Consider the following 21,789-nt stretch of genomic DNA (forward strand, 5'->3'; position numbering starts at 1 on the left):
CGACCATCCAACGCCCGATCGGCTGGCAGCGCCAGGTGAGATCGGGGTGCCTGTGGAGGCGGCGGCGCCTAGTGCGGCTGGTAGGGAGCGACGACGACCTCGCTGCGCTGGAACTCCTTGAGGTCGCTGTAGCCGGTCGTCGCCATCGACCGGCGGAGCGCGCCGATGATGTTGGCCTGGCCGTCGACCGAGTCCGCCGGCCCGTAGAGGATCTTCTCGAGGGTGCCCACCTGGCCCACGTGCACACGACGACCACGCGGCAGCTCGGGGTGGTGCGCCTCGGCGCCCCAGTGGTACCCGCCGCCGGGCACGTCGGTGGCGCGTGCGAGCGCGGCCCCCAGCATGACGGCGTCAGCGCCGCAGGCGACGGCCTTGACGATGTCGCCCGAGGTGCCGAGCCCGCCGTCGGCGATGACGTGGACGTAGCGCCCGCCCGACTCGTCGAGGTAGTCGCGACGCGCCCCGGCGACGTCGGCGACCGCGGTCGCCATCGGCGCGTGGATGCCCAGGGAGGCGCGGGTCGTGCTGGCCGCGCCGCCGCCGAACCCGACGAGGACGCCCGCCGCGCCCGTGCGCATCAGGTGCAGCGCCGAGGTGTACGTGGAGGCGCCTCCGACGATGACCGGCACGTCCAGCTCGTAGATGAACTTCTTGAGGTTGAGCGGCTCGGTCGTCTTCGACACGTGCTCGGCCGAGACCGTCGTGCCCCGGATGACGAAGAGGTCGACACCGGCGTCGACGACCGTCTGGTACAGGTCCTGCGTGCGCTGCGGGCTGAGCGAGCCGGCGACGGGCACGCCCGCCGCACGGATCTCGGCGATGCGCGCCGTCACGAGCTCGGGCTTGATCGGCTCGGCGTAGATCTGCTGCATGCGGGCGACCGTCTCGTCCTCGGGCAGGTCGCGGATCTCCGCGAGCACCGCCTCCGGGTCGTCGTACCGTGTCCAGACGCCCTCGAGGTCGAGGACGCCGAGGCCGCCGAGCTCGCCGATGCGGATGGCCGTGGCCGGGCTCACGACCGAGTCCATCGGCGCCGCGATGATCGGCGACTCGAAGTGGAACGCGTCGATCGACCAGCTCACGGACACGTCCCGAGGGTCGCGGGTGCGCCGGCTCGGGACGATCGCGATGTCGTCGAACGCATAGGCGCGGCGCGCGCGCTTGGAAACGCCGATCTCTACCTCAGTCACGCCGCAACCCTACCGGAGGTGCGGCGCGAGCCCCCGGGCCCCGCCCCGCCGCCTGTCCGCAGCCTGCGCCGCCGCGCCCCGCGTTCTCACCCGAACGGGACGACCTGCCCAGGGGCCCAGCGCCGAGACGTCCCGTTCGCGGCAGCAAGTCCTTCCTCCCCCGGCCGCGACGGGACACCGTCCGTCCCCAGCCCCGAGAGCTCGGGTCGAGGTCGGACCGCGCTTCGGGCACGGTGGGCGCATGGACGCCGCCGTGACCCCTCACCTCGTCCTGTCTGCAGAGCTGACCGCCAGCGGACAGGACGACCGAGCGCTGGCGCGCGCCTGCCGAGCAGGATCGCTGACGCGGATCGGCCCGGGCGCCTACGTCCCCTCCCCCGAGTGGTCGACCTTCGACCCTCGTCAGCAGCACCTGCACCGCGCCGTGGCCGTGCAGAGGAAGCGGCGGCGGGGGCTCGTCCTGTCCCACGAGACAGCGGCGATCGCGTGGGGCCTTCCCTCCTGGGGCTGGCCACGTGGCCCCGCGGAGTTCGTCGACCCCGGCGGCGGGGCTCCGCGCAGCGAGCACCTGGTCCGCATCAGGGCGGCGGCCCTGGGGCAGGAGGACGTCGTCGACCTCGACGGGGTGCTGGTGACCTCGATGCGGCGGACCGTGCTGGACCTGCTCACGACCCGAGGGCGGCAGCAGGCGGTCGTGCTGGTCGACGACGTGCTGCACCGCGGACGTCTCGAGCGAGCAGAGCTCGCCGACCTCATCGGGTCCCGCCCGAGCGCCCGCGCGAGGCGGCGGGCTGCCTGGGCGGTCGGCTTCGGCGACGCCGGCGCAGAGTCTCCGGGCGAATCGGTCAGCCGAGTGTGCGCCCACGATTCCGGACTCGTCGCGCCCGTGCTGCAGAAGGAGTGCCGGGACGCGGACGGGCTCATCGGCTACGCCGACTTCTTCTTCCCGGACCCCGCGTGCCCAGAGAGGGGCAGCCTGGGTGAGTTCGACGGCGAGGTGAAGTACCTGGGCGGAGCCCACCGCGCCGGCCGGACGCCGGAACAGGTCGTGCTCGACGAGAAGCTCCGGGAGGATCGCCTCCGTGCCATGCCGACCACGGTCGGACTGGCACGCTGGACCCGGCACGACCTCGCGCGGCCGGGGCGGCTCGCGCAGCTCTTGTTCGCGGCCGGGACAGCACGTCGACGGTGAGGAGCGACAGGAAAGGGACGATGTACCGGCGGGCCCGCCGGTACATCGTCCCTTTCTCGTTACCTTCCCCCGGCAGGGGCGGGGCGGCTAGCGGCGGTAGTTGGGCGCCTCGACGACCATCTGCAGGTCGTGCGGGTGGCTCTCCTTGAGGCCGGCCGCCGTGATGCGCACGAACTTGCCCTTCATCTTCAGCTCGTCGACCGTGCGGCCGCCGACGTAGAACATCGACTGGCGCAGGCCGCCCGTGAGCTGGTAGACGACGTTGCCGAGAGCGCCGCGGTAGGGCACCTGGCCCTCGACGCCCTCGGGGATCAGCTTGTCGTCGGTGGGGACGTCGGCCTGGAAGTACCGGTCTTTCGAGTACGACGTGTTCTTGCCGCGGGTCTGCATGGCCCCGAGCGAGCCCATGCCGCGGTAGTTCTTGAACTGCTTGCCGTTGACGAAGACGAGGTCGCCGGGGCTCTCGTCGCAGCCGGCGAGCAGCGAGCCGAGCATGACGGTGTCCGCGCCGGCGACGAGCGCCTTCGCGATGTCGCCCGAGTACTGCAGGCCGCCGTCCGCGATGACCGGCACGCCGGCCTCCCGCGCGGCGAGCGACGCCTCGTACACGGCGGTGACCTGCGGCACGCCCACGCCGGACACGACACGGGTGGTGCAGATCGAGCCGGGGCCCACGCCGACCTTGATGGCGTCGGCGCCGGCCTCGATGAGCGCCTCGGCGCCCGAGCGGGTCGCGACGTTGCCGCCGATGACGTCGATCGCGGCGAACGACGGGTCGGCCTTGATGCGCTTGATCATGTCGAGCTCGCCGGCGCTCTCGCCGTTGGCGGTGTCGACGACGAGCACGTCGACGCCCGCGTCGCGGAGCGCGCAGGCGCGCTTCCAGGCGTCGCCGAAGAAGCCGATCGCGGCGCCGACGCGGAGACGGCCCTCGTCGTCCTTCGTGGCGTCGGGGTACTTCTCGCTCTTGTCGAAGTCCTTCACGGTGATGAGGCCGCGCAGCTTGCCGGACTCGTCGACGAGGGGCAGCTTCTCGATCTTGTGCTGGGCGAAGATCGCCACGGCAGAGTCGGGGTCGACTCCCTCGGAGGCGGTGATCAGCGGAGCCTTCGTCATCACGTCGCGGACGAAGGTCGTCTGCATCTCGAAGGGCGACACGAAGCGCATGTCGCGGTTCGTGATGATGCCGACGAGGGTGCCGTCCCGCTCGATCACCGGCAGGCCGGAGACGCGGAACTGGCCGCAGAGGGCGTCGACCTCGGCCACGGTCGCGTCCGGAGACGTCGTGACGGGGTTCGTGATCATGCCCGACTCGCTGCGCTTGACCTTGTCGACGTGCGCCGCCTGGTCTTCGATCGACAGGTTGCGGTGGATGATGCCGATGCCGCCCTGTCGGGCCATGGCGATCGCCATGCGCGACTCGGTGACCGTGTCCATCGCGGCGGAGAGCAGCGGGACGGCGACGCGGATGCGCTTGGTGAGGCGCGACGAGGTGTCTGCCTCACTCGGGATCACGTCGGTGCGCCCGGGGAGGAGCATGACGTCGTCGTACGTGAGTCCGATGAATCCGAACGGATCCGGCTGGTCCATGAGTCCCCTTCGAAGGAGCGAGTGAGGTGGGAGGAGGGAGCACCGGATCGCCGTCGACCCCGGTGATCGATCTTAACCCGGCCCGCGCCTCCTGCATTCCTGTCGTCGCGAGCCCCCGACACGCCGAGATCCGGCCAGAAGGACACGATTCGGTGACGAAGTTTCGACTCTTGCCTGTGTCCTGCACGAAACACGGCCGACACACAGCGAAAGTATCTTCACCAACGACGGTGAGCCAGCGGCACCCGGGGCATCGCCCCGACTGGCACCTGTCCAGGAGGTTCCGTGAAACCCGACACGACCATCGCACCGCGCGCGCTGCGGCCTGCCCTGATCGTCACCGTCCTCGCGCTGTTGCTCGGCCTCGCCGGCTCCTTCGTCTCGGTGATGCTGGCGCCCGCCGCAGCCCACGCGTCCGGCGGTGCCACCGCCTCGTGCACCGTCGACCCCGCGACCGGCTGCATCCAGGGCAGCATCCGCACCTCGGAGGGCGAGCCCGCGAGCGGGGTCGTCCTGCAGGTCGCCGGCCCCGGCGGCTTCGAGCAGACGGCGGAGGTGGACGGCACCGGCCGCTGGGCGCTGCCCGTCACCGAGGCCGGCCAGTACACGGTCACCCTCGACACCGACTCGCTGCCCGACGGCCAGTTCCTCACCAACGCGGAGCAGGACGAGCGGATGGTGAACGCCACGCTCGGCGCCAACGCCGGCGTGATCTTCCAGCTCAGCGAGACCGAGGGCGCCACCACCGGCGGCGCACAGGCCTCGTCGTTCAGCTGGGACCGCGTCGCACAGCAGTTCGCGTCCGGCATCCGCCTCGGCCTCCTGCTGGCCCTCGCGGCCATCGGCCTCTCGCTGATCTACGGCACCACGGGCCTCAGCAGCTTCTCGCACGGTGAGCAGGTCACCCTCGGCGGGCTCCTCGCCTACGTCTTCGCGAACCAGCTCGGCATGAACATCTTCCTGGCGGCGACGCTGACGGTGGTCATCTGTGCCGCGACCGGGTTCCTGCAGGACGCGGCGATCTGGAAACCGCTGCGGAAGAAGGGGCTCAGCCTCACCCAGCTGATGATCGTCACGATCGGCCTCTCGATCGCGCTGCAGTACGCGTTCCAGTACTTCTTCGGCGCCGCGACGGTGCGCATCCAGACGGCCAACCCGACGACGATCACGCTCGCCGGGGTCACCCTGACCGTGCAGTCCTACGTGGCGATGGGCATCTCGATCGTCGTGCTCGTGCTGACCGGGCTGTTCCTCACCAAGACCCGCACCGGCCGCGCCACCCGCGCCGTCTCGGACAACCCGGCGCTGGCCGCCGCGTCCGGCATCGACGTCGACCGCATCATCCGCCTGGTCTGGACGCTGGCCGCCGGCCTCGCGGGCCTCTCCGGCGTGATGCTCGGCCTCGTGCTCAACGGCGTCAACTGGATGACCGGCCTGCAGATCCTGCTGCTCATGTTCGCGGCCGTCACGCTCGGCGGACTGGGCACCTCCTTCGGGGCGCTCGTCGGCTCGCTCATCATCGGCGTCATCGTCGAGCTCACCAACCTGGTGCTCCCGGGTGACTTCAAGTACGCCACCGCACTGCTCATCCTGATCGTCATCCTGCTGTTCCGGCCGCAGGGCATCTTCGGTCGCGCCGAGCGGATCGGTTGAGGGGAAGAACCATGGACTACGTCATCGACCTCATCCGCCAGCTCACCGGCGAGGCGCTCGCCCCGACCACCGCGGCGTTCGCGCTCGCGGCCATCGGACTCAACATCCACTTCGGCTTCACCGGCCTGATCAACATGGGCCAGGCGGCTTTCCTGCTCGTCGGCGCCTACGGCTTCGCGATCTCGCTCGTCAACGGCCTGCCCCTCGGGCTCGCCGTGCTCATCGGCCTCGCCGGCGGTCTCGTGTTCGCGCTGATCCTCGGCGTGCCGACGCTGAAGCTCAGGGGCGACTACCTCGCCATCGTGACCATCTGCGCCGCGGAGATCATCCGCATGGTCGGCCGCTCGAGCATCCTCACGGACGTGACGGGCGGCTCCAACGGCATCACGGGCTCGTCCTACCGCGACCCCTTCACCGCCCTGTCGCCGCTGCCCGACGGGCAGACCACGATCCTGTGGTTCACCTACGACAACAACGGCGTCAACGGCTGGTGGATCCGCATCGTCGCCTGGGCGCTCGTCGCCCTGCTCTGCCTCATCGTGTTCCTGCTCAGCCGCAGCCCCTGGGGCCGCGTGCTCAAGGGCATCCGCGAGGACGAGGACGCCGTGCGCAGCCTCGGCAAGAACGTCTTCTCGTACAAGATGCAGGCGCTGGTCTTCGGAGGCGTGATCGGCTCGTTGGCGGGCATCATCTACGTGCTGCCCTCGTCGGTGCAGCCGGACGCCCTCGGCCGCTCGACGACGTTCTTCATCTGGACGGCCCTGCTGCTGGGAGGCGCCGCGACGGTGTTCGGACCGGTGCTGGGAGCGATCCTCTTCTTCGTCGTCCGCCTCCTGATCCGCACCCTGGCAGGCGACTTCATCCCGGCGAGCATCATGAGCAACCAGCAGGCGGACCAGTTCTCGTACGTCCTCGTCGGGATCGCCCTGATGTGCCTCATCATCTTCCGCCCGCAAGGGATCCTCGGGAACAAGAAGGAGTTGTCGTTCAGTGTCTGAGACGAACACGTCGAGCCCGACCTCGGCGAACACGACGAGCACGACCGGCACGACCGGTCGGCGCGACAAGCCCGGCTACGACTACGACCGGCAGGTGCTGCGCGGCAAGCTCAGCAGCGTCGAGCGCACCCCCGGCTCGGCCAAGCCCGACTCGATCCTCACCGTCGACAACGTCGTCCGTCGCTTCGGCGGCATGACCGCCGTCGACGTGCAGCACGTCGAGGTGCAGCGCGGCGCCATCACCGCGCTGATCGGCCCGAACGGCGCCGGCAAGACGACCTTCTTCAACCTGCTGACCGGGTTCGACAAGGCGTCGTCGGCACCGACCACCTTCAAGCGCGGGGCCGACACGGCCAAGTGGGTCTTCGACGGCAAGCCGATGGGCAACGTCGGCGCCGCCAAGGTCGCCCGTGCCGGCATGGTGCGCACGTTCCAGCTGACGAAGGCGCTCTCGCGCCTCACCGTCATGCAGAACATGCTGCTCGGCGCCCGTGACCAGCCCGGCGAGAACTTCTTCGTCGGCATCGTGCCGCCGCTCTGGCGTGCCCGCGAGCGCGAGATCACGGACAAGGCGGAAGACCTGCTGCACCGCTTCAAGCTGCACGAGAAGAAGGACGACTACGCGGGCAGCCTCTCCGGCGGCCAGCGCAAGCTCCTCGAGATGGCCCGTGCCCTGATGAGCGACCCCGAGATGATCATGCTCGACGAGCCGATGGCCGGCGTGAACCCGGCCCTGACGCAGTCGCTGCTCGGCCACATCCAGAGCCTCCGCGACGAGGGCACCACCGTGCTCTTCGTCGAGCACGACATGCACATGGTGCGGCACATCTCCGACTGGGTCATCGTCATGGCCGAGGGCAAGGTCGTGGCCGAGGGCCCGGCCGACACGGTGATGGACGACCAGGCCGTCATCGACGCCTACCTCGGCGCGCACCACGACACCGACCTGGGCGACGACTCGCTGCTGACGGACGCGGTGCTCGAGGAGCTCGAGCAGGAGGTGGCGGCCGAGGACGCGGCACGCGCGGACGACGCGACCAGCGCCTCCCCGACCACCGGCTCTGCCGGCACCGGCGGCGGGACGCCCGGGCGCGACCTGCCCGGCTCCCCCGACCCGTCGACCCCGGCGGCCACGAACGCGGCCGACGGCCAGCAGAGCGGAGACAAGCGATGAGCGCCTCGACGACCGAGATGCACCCCGGCACGGAGAAGTTCGCCGGCATCGAGCCGATCATGAACGCCAGCGACCTCACCGCGGGCTACCTGCCAGGGGTGAACATCCTCAACGGGTGCGACCTGGTCTGCTACCCCGGCGAGCTGATCGGCATCATCGGCCCGAACGGCGCCGGCAAGTCGACGCTGCTGAAGGCCCTGTTCGGCCTCGTCAAGATCCACTCGGGCAGCGTCACGCTCGGCGGCGAGGACATCACGAACCTCAAGGCCAACAAGCTCGTGCAGGCCGGGGTCGGCTTCGTCCCGCAGACGAACAACGTGTTCCCCTCGCTCACCATCGAGGAGAACCTGCAGATGGGGATGTTCCTGCGCCCCAAGCTGTTCGCCGAGCGGCTCGAGTACATCTACGACCTGTTCCCCGTGCTCGGCGACCGCCGCGGCCAGCGTGCCGGGTCGCTCTCGGGCGGCGAGCGCCAGTCGGTCGCCATGGCCCGCGCGCTGATGATGGACCCGAAGGTGCTGCTGCTCGACGAGCCGTCCGCCGGCCTCTCGCCGGTGCGCCAGGACGAGACCTTCATCCGCACCCGCCGCATCAACAAGGCCGGCGTCTCCGTGATCATGGTCGAGCAGAACGCCCGCCGTTGCCTGCAGATCTGCGACCGCGGCTACGTTCTCGACCAGGGGCGCAACGCCTACTCGGGCACCGGCCGCGAGCTTGCGGACGACCCCAAGGTCATCGAGCTCTACCTCGGCACGTTGGCGAAAGACGTCAACGAGTCGCACTGACGCGCGTACGAGGAAGGCCCCGCACGATCTCGTGCGGGGCCTTCGTCGTGCGTGGGGGCGCGGGGCGGGGCGGGGCGGGGCGGGCGTGCCGGTGACGGGGCCCGTTGCGGCCGTGCTGCACCGCGCCTCCTACGCTGTCTGCCGCTGGCTGAGTGCACCCGCCGCGGCGCCCGCACCGAAGCGAGACAGATGCTCTGAGACGGCCCCGTAGATGCTGACTCCGCGGCGTCGTGCAGTCCGGATCACTCTCAAATTACGGGGGGGGCGAGGCAGGAGCGGGGCAGCGTCGAGGAGGCGCCTCCCGGGCACGGAGGAAGCCGCGAGCACACAGGGTGCCCGCAGCCAGAAGGGCCCTGTGTGCAGAGGCAGAGACGCCCGAGCACGTGCAGGACCGCCCGGCACGCAGAGAGGCCCCGGTGCCGCAGCACCGGGGCCTCTCTGTCAGGCAGGGGCCGTGTTACTCGACCTGGCCCTCGACCGCCGTCTGGTAGACGGGGACGTTGCTGTCGTCGAACTTGTAGATGCCGATGAAGGCGCTCGACGGGTCGTTCTGGTCGTCGAACGCACCGATGCCGGAGGGACCGGTGTAGTGGATGTCGTCCCCGGCCTCGATGGCCGTGACGCAGTCCGCGAAGGTGCTGCACTCGGTGCCCTCGTCAGCACCGGACACCGCGGCCATGTTGGCCTGGATGGTGCCCGAGTCCGTGCCCCCGCCCTTCACCGCGGCGAGCGCGGCGAGGATGACGGCGTCGTAGGACTCCTGTGCGTACGAGTAGTCGGCCAGGGCCGAGCCCGCGGTGCGCTGGTAGAACTCGGCGAAGCGCGACTGCAGGTCGGTCGACGGGAACGCACCGGGGATGGTGCCCTGGGCGCCGGCGAGGGTGCCCGGGTCGAAGTCCTCGCTGTAGTCGGCCGTGTTGCCGTCGGACATGTAGACCGTGCTGATGTCGGCGCCCTGCGAGATGAGCTCGGGGACGATCGACTTGGTCTCGTCGAAGGCGAGGATGACGATCGCGTCGGGGTTCGTGGCCAGCGCGGCCGTCACCTCGGACGAGAACGTGGTCTGGCCGGGGGGGAACTCCTGGCCCTCGCCGGAGGCGCCGTAGACGACGGTGCCGCCCGAGGCCTCGATCGACTCCTGGACGGAGTCGCGCAGGCCGGTGCCGTAGGTGTCGTTGAAGACGAGGAACGCGACGTTGGCACGACCGTCGTTGACGATCTGCGTGCCGAGCGCGCTGCCCTGGACCGAGTCCGGCGGAGCGGTGCGGAAGTAGTACGACGAGTAGCCGCTGAGCGAGGTCGCCGTGTTGGCGGGCGAGATCTCGACGATGCAGGCGGCGGTGAGCTGGTCGATGACGTTGAGCGTGACGCTCGACGACTCGGCGCCGATCGCGACCGGCACCTTCGCGTCGATCAGCTGCGTCGCTGCGGCGCTCGAGACGGTGAGGTCGTTGCTGTCGCCGGAGTCGGTGGCGGGGTCGATGGTGACGTCCTGGCCGAGCACGCCGCCGGCGGCGTTGATGTCCTCGACGGCGAGGCCGACGCCGGCCTCGGCGGGCGGGGCCAGGTAGGCGAGCGTGCCCGTGTTCGGCAGGATGGTGCCGATGCGGAGGGCGTCCTGGCCGGGGCTGCTGGGCGCCTCGCAGTTGGCCGCGGGGTCGGCCTTGGTCGTCGACGACGCGGACGAGGAGGGGTCGTCGCTCGGGGAAGAAGAGGTTGTGGAACAGGCTGCGAGCAGAACGGAGGCGGCTCCTGCGAGCGCCAGGGCCCTCAGCCCTTTGGTGGATCGGATCATCCGTGGTCCCTTTCATGAAGCGCGTACAGCCGGACCGACACTAGGTGGACGGTCCCCGCGATTGAGAAGAAACTAGGGGCGGAATGTTTCCTGCGTGTGTTCTCCTCGTCACCCCGTCGTTTCGTTAGCAATTCGTGACATCGACTCAGCACCTGCGACGCGCTCGTCGGAGGTGCCCTCAGGGCGGTCGTCGGCACGGTCGGCCGCCAGATCCCGCGCCCGGTCGGCCGCGCGGCCCCTGGCCCGGCCGCTGCGGCTGGTCAGCACCATGTCGGTCGTCAGCACGATCAGCGCGACCCAGACGATCGCGAAGCCGACCCACCGGCTCGTCGGCATCTGCTCGTGCAGCAGCACGACGCCGACGACGAACTGGAGGACGGGCGCGAGGTACTGCGTCAGCCCGATGGTCGCCAGGGGGAGGCGACGCGCGGCAGCGGCGAACAGCAGGAGCGGCACGGCCGTCACGATCCCCGAGCTGATCACCGTCAGCGTGTGCACCAGGCTGACGGAGCCGAAGACGACACCGCCGCCGATGCCGGTCACGGCCAGCACGACGAGCGCGATCGCCGCGAACGGCGCCACCGCCATGGTCTCGAGCGTCAGGCCGCTGACGGCGTCGACCCTGCCGCCCATCTGCTTCTTGACCAGGCCGTAGGCCCCGAACGAGAAGGCCATGATCAGCGACGGCCACGGCACCCCGCCGGTGCCGACCGTGATGACGACGACGGCCACGGCGCTCAGGCCGATCGCGACCCACTGCACCGGCCGGAGGCGCTCGCGCAGCACCAGCACCGCCAGCAGCACCGTGACGATCGGGTTGATGAAGTACCCGAGGGCCGCCTCGACGACGTGCCCCGCCAGGGTCGCGACGATGAAGGTCGTCCAGTTGACGACGATGAGCACGCCGGCCAGCGCCATCGTGCCGACGACGCGACCCTGACGCAGGAGGGCCAGGAACGCCGGGAACCCTCGCGTCACGGCGAGCAGCACGACGCAGAACGCGAGCGAGAACAAGATGCGCCACGAGACGATCTCGAACGGCCCCGACGGCGACATGAGCAGGAAGAACACCGGCAGCACGCCCCAGAGCCCGTAGGCGCTGACGGCGTAGGCGAGACCGCCCGACGAGGAGGTGCGGGGACGGTTCACGAGAGCGCTCTGCGGTTCACGAGACGACTCTAGGGCGGGCCGCCGTCACCGGACACGGCCACTCCTGCCACGCTGGCTCGCTCTGCTGCCGTTCCGCCTGCGCAGCCTGCCCGGGCACGACGAAGGCCCCCGCCTGGGCGGGGGCCTCCGGATGGAGCAGGTGCGTCGTCTGCCTAGCGGACGATGACGGCGAGCACGTCGCGCGCCGAGAGGACGAGGTAGTCCTCGCCGGCGTACTTGACCTCGGTGCCGCCGTACTTGCTGTAGATGACCTTGTCGCCGACTGCGACGTCGAGCGGCACGCGGTTGCCGTTGTCGTCGATGCGACCCGGTCCGACAGCCACGACCTCGCCCTCCTGGGGCTTCTCCTTGGCGGTGTCGGGGATCACGAGGCCGGAAGCCGTGGTCTGCTCGGCTTCGACCTGCTGGATGACGATGCGATCTTCGAGCGGCTTGATGGAGACCGACACGGTTGACCTCTGCTTTCTCGGAACTTCGTAGAACGTGGGCTGGCACTTGCCACGTGCGAGTGCCAGATCAACTGTAGAGCCGAACTGGCACTCGGTCAATCCGAGTGCCAGAGTCGGGCGGGGATGGGCGAGACTGGGGTCATGGACACCGCTGAGCTTCTCGACGTGCTCTCGCCCGAGGGGCTCCGACTGCTCGACTCGCTCCCCCCGTGGAGCGCGTCGGACGACGTCGTCGCGTCGGTCGCAGCCCTCCGCCGACAGGGCCACTCCCCCTCACTGGTCGCCGCGGTGCTCAGCCAGTCCCGGCTGCGGGCCAAGGCCGTCGCGAAGTTCGGCGACTTCGCCAGCCGCATGCTCTTCACCGAGGCCGGTCTCGAGCAGGCCACGCGCCTCCCCGTCGCCGCCCGTCACGCCGGCCGTTACCGGGCTGCAGGGCTCGGCAGCGTCGCCGACCTGGGCTGCGGCATCGGCGGCGACGCGCTCGCCCTCGCCGCCCTGGAGCTCGACGTGCTGGCGGTCGACCGCGACGAGGTCACCGCGGCCGTCGCCTCCTACAACCTGGCGCCGTGGGCGTCCTCCCGCGTCGTGCAGGGCGACGCCGCGACGGTCGACGTCGGCGACGTCGAGGGCGTGTTCCTCGACCCGGCGCGCCGCACGGCCGGGCACGCCGCGACGAGGCGGCTGGCCGACCCGGCCGACTGGTCGCCTTCGCTCGACGTCGCCTTCGGCTGGGCCGAGCGGCTGCCGACCGGCGTCAAGCTCGGCCCCGGCGTCGATCGCGAGCTGCTGCCCGTCGACGCCGAGTGCCAGTGGATCTCCGTCGACCGCGAGGTCGTCGAGGTCGGCGTCTGGTTCGGGCCGCTCGCCCGTCCCGGCGTGGGCCGGGCCGCGCTCGTCGTGGGCGCGCACGGAGCGGCCGAGCTGACCGCTCCCGCCGACTCCGACGACGTCGAGGTGGGGGAGCTCGGCGAGTACCTCTACGAGCCGGACGGCGCGGTCATCCGAGCCCGCCTGATCGGCGACCTCGCCCGACGGCTCGGCGCCAGGACGCTCAGCCGCGACATCGCCTGGCTCACCTCGGACGAGGCGGTCGAGACGCCGTTCGCGCAGGTGTTCCGCGTGGTCGAGACGTTCCCGCTCGACGAGAAGACCCTGAAGCGCGAGCTGCGCACGCGCGGCATCGGCCGGCTCGAGATCAAGAAGCGCGGCGTCGACGTCGACCCCGCGACCTTCCGCAAGCGGCTCTCGCTGCAGGGCACGCACTCCGCGACGCTGGTGCTGACCCGGGTGGCCGGCCGCCACGCCGCGCTGCTCTGCGAGCGGGTCTGACGATCGCCCCTCCCGAGGCCGGGCCCGTGAGGGCCAGCCCCGAGGAGGTGGGGGTCAGGACTGCCCGTAGCCTCCGTCGAAGGTGCCGGAGGACCCGCCGGGCACGCTCGCGAAGAAGACCCCGATCGCGACCCAGATGATGACGGCGAGGGCGATGCCGGCGTAGCCGACGATGATGCCGGGGAGCCAGAGCCGACGCGCGTGCCCCTCACGGCGGCTGGCGATGTGCCCGAGCACGACCGCGGCGATCGAGAACACGACCCCGGCGCCGAAGGTGACGAGCACCGCCAGGACGCCCACGAGCGACCCCACGAGCGAGAGGATGCTGAGGACGCTCGAGGGCCTGGTGGCCCCGGCGGCGGCGTAGGGCGAGTAGGCCGCGGCATAGGGCTGCTGCGGGGCGCCGTAGGGCAGCTGCTGCTGCTGCGGAGCGCCGTACTGCTGCTGCTGCGGGACACCGTACTGCTGAGGCTGCGGGGGCATGCCGTACTGCTGAGGCTGCGGGAGCACGCCGTACTGCTGAGGCTGCGGGGCGCCGTAGGGCTGCGCCGGCTGCTGACCCGGCTGGCCGTAGACGGGCCGCGGCGGAGCCTGCGGCGCACCGTACGGAGCCGACGCCGGAGGCTGCGGCGCACCGTACGGAGCCGACGCCGGAGGCTGCGGCGCACCGTACGGAGCCGACGCCGGAGGCTGCGGCGCACCGTACGGAGCCGACGCCGGAGGCTGCGGCGCACCGTACGGAGCCGACGCCGGGGGCTGCGGCGCGGACGGCGCGGCGCCCGGAGCGACGAACGGGTGGTGCGAGGGCTGGGGCGCAGGCGGCTGTGAAGCGGCGCCCGGGAACGCGGTGGGCGGCAGCGGCGGCGACGAGGCCGGGCGGTCGTGGCCGCCCGGGACAGACGAGGGAGCGGAAGTGGGGGCCGGCTGCTCGGAGTTCGGGTCGTCGGTGGCCATGAGGAGCCTTTCGCGTGCGGGGCTGCTGCGGACGAGTCGTGCGGTCGGCACGCTCAGGATGCGGGAACGGGGCCCGCGCCGGTGAGCGCGGACCCCGTCATGCTATCCACCGAGTCGATGAAGGAACTCAGGACCCCGATGCGGACTCGACGCCCGCAGACACCTCAGTAGGTGTTGTACTCGCTGATTCCGGTCGAGGCGGCGGCCGCGACGAAGATGATGATGAAGATGGTCGCGATGATGAACAGCGCCACCGCGACGTAGCCGAGGATCAGGCCCCACAGGGCCATGCTGCGGCCCTCTTCGCCGGTCTTCTTGATCTGGCTGAGCGAGATGTGGCCGACGACGATGGCGCCGATGCTCGCGATGCCCGTGAAGAAGCCGGCGATGCCGAGGATCAGGGCGACGAGCGCGAGCGAGTTGCGCTGGGCCGGGGCGCCGTAGCCGCCGTTCGGCGCCGGGGGCGCCTGGTACGGGTTCTGCTGGTAGGCGTCCTGCTGGTAGGGCTGGCCCTGGGGGGCCGGGTTCTGGTCGGTCATGTCCGGGGTCTCCTTGGTCGTGAGGCCCCCACCTTAGCGCGAGGGGCACGCGACGGCCCGGCGGGGCACGGCACCTGTGGACAGCCGAGGAACGGCTGTGGTCAGACCTGGACGACCGTCACCGGCAGCGTGGAGTCCGCCCCGAAGTCGAGCGGGGACGGTGCCCGCCCGCGCGAGACCAGCTGTGCGCCGAGGGCCGCGATCATGGCGCCGTTGTCGGTGCAGAGCGACAGGGGAGGCACGCGCAGCTCGACTCCGGCTGCGGCGCAGCGCTCCTCGGCGAGCTGCCGCACGCGGGCGTTGGCGACGACGCCCCCGCCGAGCAGGAGGCGCGGCACGCCGAGCTCGGCACAGGCGTCGAGCGCCTTCGTGAGCAGGACGTCGGCGACCGCCTCGCGGAAGCTGGCGGCCACGTCGGCGACCGGCACCTCCTGCCCCTCGTCTCGTCGACGTTCGACCCACCGTGCGACGGCGGTCTTGAGGCCGGAGAAGGAGAAGTCCCACCGGTGCGCCGCTCGGTCTTTCGGGAGGGTGAGCCCGCGGGGGAACCTGATCGCGGCAGGGTCTCCCCCGGCGGCGACGCGGTCGATGTGCGGCCCGCCCGGGTAGGGCAGGCCCAGCAGGCGCGCGACCTTGTCGAACGCCTCGCCCGCCGCGTCGTCGATGGTCTCGCCGAGCAGCTCGACGTCGTCGACCAGGTCGCGCACGTGCAGCAGGGAGGTGTGCCCGCCGGAGACGAGCAGGGCGACGGTCGGCAGCTCGAGGTCGCTGCCGTCGTCGCGCAGCACGTCGGCGCCGACGTGCCCGACGAGGTGGTTGACGGCGTAGAGGGGCTTGCCCGTCGACAGGGCTAGCGCCTTGGCCGCGCCGACCCCGACCATCAGCGCGCCGGCCAGCCCGGGTCCGCTCGTCACCGCGATCGCGTCGACCGCGTCGAGCGTCAGCCCCGCCTCGGCGAGCGCCGCACGCAGGGCCGGTTCCATCGCGTCGAGGTGGGCGCGGGCGGCGACCTCGGGGACGACGCCGCCGTAGCGTGCGTGCTCGTCCATCGACGACGAGATGACGTTGGCGAGCAGCTCGGTGCCGCGCACGATGCCGACGCCGGTCTCGTCACAGCTGGTCTCGATGCCGAGCACGACGGGCGCGCGGCGCACGTCGGCGTCGGCGACGGCCGAGGAGGCGGTGGTCTCGGTCACTGCAGCTGCTCGCTCTCGCTCGTCTCGGTCGTCGTGCCCGCGAGACCGCCGGTCGCGCCCGCGGGCTCGGTCGTGGTCGCGGGCACCCGCAGCCGCATGACGACCGCGTCGACGCCGTCGGGCATGTAGTACCGAGGCCGGACCGCGATGCCCTCGAAGCCGAGCGACTCGTAGAGGCCCTGCGCAGTCGGGTTGTCGGCGCGCACCTCGAGGAACACCTCGCGGACGCGGCGCCGCCGGGCCTCCGCGATCATCTGGCCCATGAGCGCCCGCCCGAGACCGGCCCGCCGCGCCTCGGGCAGCACGGCGATCGTCTGGACGTCGGCGTCGGGAGCCCCCGGCAGCACCATCAGCCCGCTGTAACCCACGATGCGGGTGTCGTCGCCGTCCGGCGTCGCGACCAGGTAGAAGCCGTCGCGGGAGGCGAGCTCGTGCTCCATCCCCTCACACGACCAGGCGTCGTTCGCGAAGACCGACGTCTCGATCGCCATGACGCCGTCGAGGTCGTCGACGGAGGCGCGACGCAGCCGGAAGCTCACTGGCTGACCGTCTTGGGCCGGGCCGCCGGCGTCACGTCCGGCTCGCGCAGGTAGAGAGGAGCGGCGTCGGCGAACGGACGGCCGTGCTCGAAGAGCCGCTCGGCCAGCATGCCGAGCGCGCCGGCCGAGACCACCGTGTCGTCGGGGTCGGTTCGAGGCCAGGCCGAGGAGGCGCCGGTCGCCTCGTCGAGGAGCGCCGGCACCACGAGCGCGGGCCCGCCGACCGACACGGGGAGGCCGTCGTCGTCGAGACCAGACCAGGCGGTCCACGCGACCTCGCGGCGGCGCGCGTCGGTCACGACGACGAGCGGGGAGTCGAGCCGGCCGCCGGCGTCGGCGACCGACCGGCCCGCCTCGACGCTCAGCCGCTCGAAGGCGATCGCGTCGTGGCTGCCGACCGCGAGGCAGGGCACGCCGGCGCCGAACGCGTAGGCACGGGCGGCGACGATGCCGACCCGGAGCCCCGTGAACGGGCCGGGCCCGACGCCCGCGACGACAGCGCTGAGGTCGTGCGGCGCGACCCCCGCCTCGGTCGTCACAGCCAGGATCAACGTGCCGATCACCTCGGCGTGCCGACGGGTGTCGGCGACGGACCGCTCGGCGAGGACCCCTCCGTCGCGGTCGACGACGGCGACGGCGGTGCCGGCTGAGGTGTCGATGGCCAGGATCACGAGGTCAATCGTAGGCGGTGCCGCCGACACGACCCGCGCCTCCTCGGCTCGGATCAGGCACCCGGCGCGTCCGGCGCGCCCGGCGCGCCCGGATCCAGGAAAGCGGCTGCGCGACTTCCTGATCTGTGCACGACTCAGGACTGCGGGTCCCTCCCCTGCGCAGATCAGGACTGGAGTTCCTGAATGAGGAGGCGCGGGTCAGCGGTGCTGCGAGAGGAGCGCGAGCACGTCGGCGTGGCGCCCCTCGGCCTCCGCGTCGCGGAGGAACCGGACTCGCTGCACGAGCACCTCCTCGACGTCGGGCTGCTGCTCGAGGATCTGCACGGTCTCGTCGAGGAACTCGTCGAGGGGCATGGCCGACTCGTCGTCCTGCTGGCCCATCAGCGTCGTCTGCACGGCCGGCGGCACGAGCTCGACGACCTGCAGGGGCGTGTCGGCCCACTGCACGCGGAGGCTCTGCGTGAACGAGTGCACGGCGGCCTTCGTGGCCGAGTAGGTCGGCGTCACGGGCAGGGGGACGAAGGCGAGGCCCGACGAGACGGTCATCAGCACACCGTCCGGCTTGGCCGCGAGCCAGGGGCCGAACGCGGCCGCGGTGCGGATCGTGCCGAGCAGGTTCGTCGTGACGATCGACTCGGCGACGTCCAGGTGGGCAGGGTCGCGCAGGTCCTCGGGGAGCATGATGCCCGCCATCGTCACGACGACGTCGAGGTCGGGGTGCTCGCGGGTGACGGTCTCGAACGCTGCGCGGATCGACTCGGGGTCGGCGACGTCGAGCTCGACGGCGTGCACGCCGGGGTGCGTCGCGACGATCTCGTCGAGCAGCGCGCGGCGGCGGCCGGCGACGATCACGGTGTCGCCGCGGGCGCTGAGGCGCTCGGCGAGGCCGAGGCCGATGCCCGACGTGGCTCCGGTGATCAGGACGGTGTTCCCGGTGGTCTTCATGGTGTCTCCTCTGTCGACCGGCCGTGGTCGAGCGGCCGTCGGGGCGCGGCGCCCCGTCGCGGTCCAGCCTGCGCCGCGCCTCCTCGACGGGGAAGGGAGCGCCTATCGGGGGAGCGCCGGTCCCTGGTCCGCTGCGCCCTCGGGGGCGAGGATGGGCGCATGGACCGTCCCGGACTCGCCGAGTTCCTCCGCGCACGCCGCGAGGCGCTGCAGCCCTCCGACGTCGGCCTGCCCGCCGGCGCCCGCAGACGCACCGCCGGCCTGCGCCGGGAGGAGATCGCGGCCGTCGTCGGGATGTCCGCCGACTACTGGGCCCGCCTCGAGCAGCGCCGGGGCCCGCAGCCCTCCGACCAGATGCTCACGGCCATCGCCCGCGGGCTGCGCCTCGACCTCGACGAGCGCGACCACCTCTTCCGTCTCGCCGGCCACGAGGCTCCGCGCCGCGCCCGGCGCTCGCAGCACGTCAGCCCCGGTCTGATGCGAGTGCTCGACCGCCTCGACGACACCCCGGCGCTCGTCATCACCGAGCTCGGCGAGACGCTGGCGCAGAACAGGCTGGCCACCGCCGTGTTCGGCGACGGCACGGGCTGGACGGGTCTCGACCGCAGCGGCGTGCACCGCTGGTTCGCCCACCCGGAGGCGCGCGGCCAGTACCCGGGGCGCGACCACGAGCACCAGGGCCGGCTCCAGGTCGCGCAGCTGCGCGTCGCCGCGTCGATGCCCGATCCTGACCCGCTCGCGGCACGTGTCGTGGCCAGCCTGCTCGCGACGAGCGACGAGTTCCGTCGCTACTGGGACCTGCAGGAGGTGGGCAGCCGATTCGACGAGCACAAGACCCTGCAGCACCCCGAGGTGGGCGAGATCGAGGTGCACTGCCAGGCGCTGTTCACCGAGGACCAGTCGCAGGTGCTGCTGGTGCTCACCCCCGTGCCCGGGTCAGGCGCCGCCGAGGCGCTGGCGCTGCTCGGCGTGGTGGGGGCACAGCGGTTCAGCGCGGCGCACGACTGAGGCGACGGGACCTGGTGTCCCGCCGCCTCCTCCCGCTGCCCGTCAGCCCTGCATCAGGGGCTGCCGATCAGGAGCTGCCGATCAGAAGGCGCCGATGCGCCTCGCCGTGCCGGGCTGGCCGACGAGCGCCGCGATGTCGGCGGGGAGCGACGCGGCGATCCCGACCGACGACGTCAGCAGGCTGACCATGGAGCCGAGGCCGAGCGCCGATCCCGTCTCGACGTTCCGCCACGAGGGCTTGGCGGCCGCGATCGCGGCGACCGAGTCGAGCCGGGTGACCGTCTTGTTGTCGCCTGCGCCCCAGCCCAGCAGGGTCGCCTGGGCGGTCGTCACGCGCTTGTTGAATGCGTTGCCCGTGACGACGATGCCCATCGAGTCGGCCGAGCGGCCCGTCTTGTTGTCGAGGACGTAGACCTGGAACCGACCGCCGCTGCCGAAGGCGTTGTTCGCGACCGTGATGTCGCCGGTCACCCAGCTCATGGTCGGGTCGGGGATCGGGCGTCGTCGGTCCTGCCCCGTGGCCGCGGTGGCCTGGCGGCGCTCGTCCTGCAGGATCTTCACGCCGATGTCGCTGAAGCCGCCGATCGAGTTGTTGTAGACGCGCACGTGGTCGGTGCCGATGATCTGCAGGCCGACCTTGCCGCCCGTCACCGTGTTGTCCGCGATGACCGCCTTGCTCGACAGCTCGAGCTGGATGCCCGTCCACTCGTTGTCGACGACCGTGTTGCCGGTGATGGTCACGTCGTAGACGGACTCGTCCAGCCACAGCCCGGAGCTGTAGTTGCGGCTGATGTCGTTGCCGGACACCGTGACGTCCCTGGCACGCGTGATCTTCACGCCGCCGGAGACCGGGGTCTCCTTGAACCGCTGCCAGTTGTTCTCCCGGACGACCGAGTCGGTCAGGCGGAGCCCGTACGAGGCGTTGCTGCCGATGCCGAGCATCCCGTTGCGCTCGACGGTCAGGCGGCTGAGGCGGCCGTCGTTGTTCTCGATGTTGAGGCCGATCATGGCGTTGTCCCTGACGACGAGGTCACGGGCCGTGGCCCCGACGTTGCCGAGCCGGACCGCGCCGCGGTCGGAGTCGAGGGTCGCGTAGCGGCGCACCCCGAAGCCCTGCAGGGTCGTGCCGGGCGACTGCACCCAGATGGCCTGCGTCTTGTTGCTCACCCGCAGCTCGTGGCCCGCGGGGTCGCTGCCGATCAGGACCCGCCCGGTGGTGGGGTCCGTCGCGAAGGTGCCCGGAGCGAGCTGCGCGGCGGTCACCTGCGTCAGCTGCGCGCCGTCGAGGAACACCTGGTCGGGCTTGGCCGCCAGGGGGAACGACGGCGAGAGGAAGCGGGGGTTGTCGGCGATGCCGAGCACGGCCGACGACGGGAAGAAGGACCACGGGGTGCTCCACGACGAGCCGGAGCGCTGCCACGACGTCACGGGCACCGAGCCGTCGAGCCACACGGCCTCGCGCGGGTAGGACTGGATCGTGATCGGCTTGCCGAACGGGACGACGACGCTCTCGTTGTAGCTGCCCGCGCGGAGCACGACCGTCCCGCCGGACTTGGCCGCGGCCACCGCCGCCCCGAGGGTCCTGAACGGAGCGGCCTGGCTGCCGGCGGCACGGTCGTCGCCGCCGGGCGCGACGAAGAGGGCGCCGGACGGGACCGGGTAGGAGGCGGTGCCCACCGAGGCGGAGCCCTGCGACGCGCTCGGCGCGGGCGCGGGCGCGGGCGCAGGCGCCGGAGCAGGTGCGGGTGCGGGTGCGGGTGCCGGAGCAGGGGCCGGTGCGGGAGCAGGCGCCGGGGCCGGTGCCGGTGTCGGCGTCGGCGTCGCGTCCTGCGGGGACTTCGTGACGACGAGGTCGTCGAAGCTCGTGGTGACGGCCACCGTGTTGCTGCCGCTCGCGTACTGCCAGATGCCGACGGCGCCCGCCTTCGCGAGACGGGCCGAGCTCGCGTCGGTGCGCGTCAGCTGCCACGCCGGCTCGCTGCTGCCGAGCCAGGCCTTGCCCTTGAGGCTCACGGTGGAGGTGCCGGTCGCCTGGAAGAGCACGGTCAGCTGCGACCCCTTGGTCACGGTCTTGGGCAGGGCCACTCGCCCGAGGTCGGTCTCGCCGGACGTCGTCACCCGGGTGAGCGCGAGGGCGACGGAGCCGGATCGACCCAGCTCGACACGGCCGCGGTAGGCGGAGCCGTCCGCCTGGCGGCGCAGCTCCCAGCCCTGGTAGAGCGCGGCGGCCGAGTTCGGCAGGGTGATTCGCTCCCGCACGGAGACGTCCTGCACCGAGACGCCGGCCAGCGTCGCGGATGCCGAGGCGCTCGCCGGCAGCTTCGTGATCGAGGAGACTCCGCTGCCCACGGCGAAGCTGGTGGCCGAGCTCGTGGACTTGGTCGTCCACGCGCCTCCCGCGTCCGCCTTGCCCCAGCCCTTCGCGACGACCCGCGACGACTTGTCGGAGGCGGCGGTCGAGGTGGCCGCGGAGGCACCGGTCGTCGGCACGAGGACGCCGGCCAGGAGGATCGCCGCCATCCCCGCTGTGGCGACCACGGCACGAGCCTTCCGGCGCGTCGGAACGGACTGGGGCGGGGAGGCGTCGAGCATCGGCGCTCCTTTCGTCGGGT

General features: G+C 71.7%; 19 protein-coding genes. 7 read left to right on the top strand and 12 right to left on the bottom strand.

Features of this window, described 5'->3' with window-relative positions; all coding sequences use genetic code 11:
* Positions 1-68: 68 nt before the first annotated feature.
* Positions 69-1,190, bottom strand: coding sequence for a GuaB3 family IMP dehydrogenase-related protein (locus JOE35_RS14645; RefSeq protein ID WP_209561672.1), 1,122 nt, complete (start codon positions 1,188-1,190; stop codon positions 69-71).
* A gap of 241 nt (positions 1,191-1,431) precedes the next feature.
* Between JOE35_RS14645 and JOE35_RS14650 the strand changes: the two genes are divergently transcribed.
* Entirely contained in the window at positions 1,432-2,382 is a 951-nt protein-coding gene (locus JOE35_RS14650; RefSeq protein WP_209561673.1) for a type IV toxin-antitoxin system AbiEi family antitoxin domain-containing protein, read from the top strand.
* 87 nt (positions 2,383-2,469) lie between these two features.
* Here JOE35_RS14650 and guaB read toward each other — a convergent pair whose 3' ends face one another.
* Positions 2,470-3,972 (bottom strand): IMP dehydrogenase, encoded by a 1,503-nt coding sequence (guaB, locus tag JOE35_RS14655; protein WP_209561674.1) that lies wholly within the window; start codon positions 3,970-3,972, stop codon positions 2,470-2,472.
* Positions 3,973-4,257: 285 nt separating this feature from the next.
* Here guaB and JOE35_RS14660 point away from each other — a divergent pair, with 285 nt between their 5' ends.
* The 4 genes from JOE35_RS14660 to JOE35_RS14675 all read left to right on the top strand — a co-directional run bounded on the left by JOE35_RS14660 (position 4,258) and on the right by JOE35_RS14675 (position 8,582).
* Complete coding sequence (locus tag JOE35_RS14660) at positions 4,258-5,625, top strand: branched-chain amino acid ABC transporter permease (RefSeq protein ID WP_233569094.1); 1,368 nt, start codon at positions 4,258-4,260, stop codon at positions 5,623-5,625.
* Between the two features lie 11 nt (positions 5,626-5,636).
* On the top strand, positions 5,637-6,623 hold the full coding sequence (locus tag JOE35_RS14665) for a branched-chain amino acid ABC transporter permease (RefSeq protein WP_123547729.1): 987 nt from the start codon (positions 5,637-5,639) through the stop codon (positions 6,621-6,623).
* 94 nt (positions 6,624-6,717) lie between these two features.
* Positions 6,718-7,797: an ABC transporter ATP-binding protein gene (locus JOE35_RS14670; RefSeq protein ID WP_209562106.1), complete on the top strand. Its 1,080-nt coding sequence runs from the start codon at positions 6,718-6,720 to the stop codon at positions 7,795-7,797.
* A gap of 17 nt (positions 7,798-7,814) precedes the next feature.
* Positions 7,815-8,582, top strand: coding sequence for an ABC transporter ATP-binding protein (locus JOE35_RS14675; RefSeq protein WP_146903628.1), 768 nt, complete (start codon positions 7,815-7,817; stop codon positions 8,580-8,582).
* Between the two features lie 457 nt (positions 8,583-9,039).
* Here JOE35_RS14675 and JOE35_RS14680 read toward each other — a convergent pair whose 3' ends face one another.
* From JOE35_RS14680 to groES, 3 genes are all read right to left on the bottom strand, one after another.
* Complete coding sequence (locus JOE35_RS14680; RefSeq protein ID WP_209561675.1) at positions 9,040-10,377, bottom strand: ABC transporter substrate-binding protein; 1,338 nt, start codon at positions 10,375-10,377, stop codon at positions 9,040-9,042.
* A 108-nt stretch (positions 10,378-10,485) separates the two neighbouring features.
* A complete protein-coding gene (rarD, locus tag JOE35_RS14685) occupies positions 10,486-11,526 on the bottom strand; it encodes an EamA family transporter RarD (protein ID WP_209561676.1) in 1,041 nt (346 codons plus the stop codon).
* Between the two features lie 173 nt (positions 11,527-11,699).
* Complete coding sequence (gene groES, locus JOE35_RS14690; protein WP_123355202.1) at positions 11,700-11,996, bottom strand: co-chaperone GroES; 297 nt, start codon at positions 11,994-11,996, stop codon at positions 11,700-11,702.
* A gap of 141 nt (positions 11,997-12,137) precedes the next feature.
* Between groES and JOE35_RS14695 the strand changes: the two genes are divergently transcribed.
* On the top strand, positions 12,138-13,325 hold the full coding sequence (locus JOE35_RS14695) for an SAM-dependent methyltransferase (RefSeq protein WP_209561677.1): 1,188 nt from the start codon (positions 12,138-12,140) through the stop codon (positions 13,323-13,325).
* 54 nt (positions 13,326-13,379) lie between these two features.
* On the opposite strand, the gene JOE35_RS14700 is transcribed toward JOE35_RS14695, so the two are convergent.
* From JOE35_RS14700 to JOE35_RS14725, 6 genes are all read right to left on the bottom strand, one after another.
* Complete coding sequence (locus JOE35_RS14700) at positions 13,380-13,808, bottom strand: hypothetical protein (RefSeq protein WP_209561678.1); 429 nt, start codon at positions 13,806-13,808, stop codon at positions 13,380-13,382.
* Positions 13,809-14,443: 635 nt separating this feature from the next.
* Positions 14,444-14,818, bottom strand: a complete 375-nt coding sequence (locus tag JOE35_RS14705; protein WP_209561679.1) for a DUF4190 domain-containing protein — start codon at positions 14,816-14,818, stop codon at positions 14,444-14,446.
* Between the two features lie 101 nt (positions 14,819-14,919).
* Complete coding sequence (gene tsaD, locus JOE35_RS14710; RefSeq protein ID WP_307803104.1) at positions 14,920-16,014, bottom strand: tRNA (adenosine(37)-N6)-threonylcarbamoyltransferase complex transferase subunit TsaD; 1,095 nt, start codon at positions 16,012-16,014, stop codon at positions 14,920-14,922.
* The gene (gene rimI, locus JOE35_RS14715; RefSeq protein ID WP_307803105.1) at positions 16,011-16,553 is read right to left on the bottom strand and encodes a ribosomal protein S18-alanine N-acetyltransferase; all 543 of its coding nucleotides are present in this window, start codon (positions 16,551-16,553) and stop codon (positions 16,011-16,013) included. Before rimI ends, tsaD begins: the two co-directional genes overlap by 4 nt.
* Positions 16,550-17,224, bottom strand: coding sequence for a tRNA (adenosine(37)-N6)-threonylcarbamoyltransferase complex dimerization subunit type 1 TsaB (gene tsaB, locus JOE35_RS14720; protein ID WP_209561680.1), 675 nt, complete (start codon positions 17,222-17,224; stop codon positions 16,550-16,552). The genes rimI and tsaB overlap by 4 nt, the downstream gene beginning before the upstream one ends.
* Positions 17,225-17,422: 198 nt before the next feature.
* Positions 17,423-18,169, bottom strand: a complete 747-nt coding sequence (locus tag JOE35_RS14725; RefSeq protein ID WP_209561681.1) for an SDR family oxidoreductase — start codon at positions 18,167-18,169, stop codon at positions 17,423-17,425.
* Between the two features lie 159 nt (positions 18,170-18,328).
* Between JOE35_RS14725 and JOE35_RS14730 the strand changes: the two genes are divergently transcribed.
* Positions 18,329-19,177, top strand: coding sequence for a helix-turn-helix transcriptional regulator (locus JOE35_RS14730; protein WP_209561682.1), 849 nt, complete (start codon positions 18,329-18,331; stop codon positions 19,175-19,177).
* A gap of 81 nt (positions 19,178-19,258) precedes the next feature.
* Here JOE35_RS14730 and JOE35_RS14735 read toward each other — a convergent pair whose 3' ends face one another.
* The gene (locus JOE35_RS14735; RefSeq protein WP_209561683.1) at positions 19,259-21,715 is read right to left on the bottom strand and encodes a right-handed parallel beta-helix repeat-containing protein; all 2,457 of its coding nucleotides are present in this window, start codon (positions 21,713-21,715) and stop codon (positions 19,259-19,261) included.
* Between the last annotated feature and the right edge of the window lie 74 nt (positions 21,716-21,789).

Origin of the sequence: Frigoribacterium sp. PvP032 (genome assembly GCF_017833035.1) — a bacterium.
Classification (GTDB): domain Bacteria; phylum Actinomycetota; class Actinomycetes; order Actinomycetales; family Microbacteriaceae; genus Frigoribacterium.

Coding starts and splice junctions, on each gene's coding strand:
- JOE35_RS14650 (WP_209561673.1), top strand. CDS start 1,432: ATGGACGCCGCCGTGACCCCTCACCTCGTCCTGTCTGCAGAGCTGACC.
- guaB (WP_209561674.1), bottom strand. CDS start 3,972: ATGGACCAGCCGGATCCGTTCGGATTCATCGGACTCACGTACGACGAC.
- JOE35_RS14665 (WP_123547729.1), top strand. CDS start 5,637: ATGGACTACGTCATCGACCTCATCCGCCAGCTCACCGGCGAGGCGCTC.
- JOE35_RS14675 (WP_146903628.1), top strand. CDS start 7,815: ATGCACCCCGGCACGGAGAAGTTCGCCGGCATCGAGCCGATCATGAAC.
- JOE35_RS14680 (WP_209561675.1), bottom strand. CDS start 10,377: ATGATCCGATCCACCAAAGGGCTGAGGGCCCTGGCGCTCGCAGGAGCC.
- JOE35_RS14695 (WP_209561677.1), top strand. CDS start 12,138: ATGGACACCGCTGAGCTTCTCGACGTGCTCTCGCCCGAGGGGCTCCGA.
- JOE35_RS14700 (WP_209561678.1), bottom strand. CDS start 13,808: ATGCCCCCGCAGCCTCAGCAGTACGGTGTCCCGCAGCAGCAGCAGTAC.
- JOE35_RS14705 (WP_209561679.1), bottom strand. CDS start 14,818: ATGACCGACCAGAACCCGGCCCCCCAGGGCCAGCCCTACCAGCAGGAC.
- JOE35_RS14725 (WP_209561681.1), bottom strand. CDS start 18,169: ATGAAGACCACCGGGAACACCGTCCTGATCACCGGAGCCACGTCGGGC.
- JOE35_RS14730 (WP_209561682.1), top strand. CDS start 18,329: ATGGACCGTCCCGGACTCGCCGAGTTCCTCCGCGCACGCCGCGAGGCG.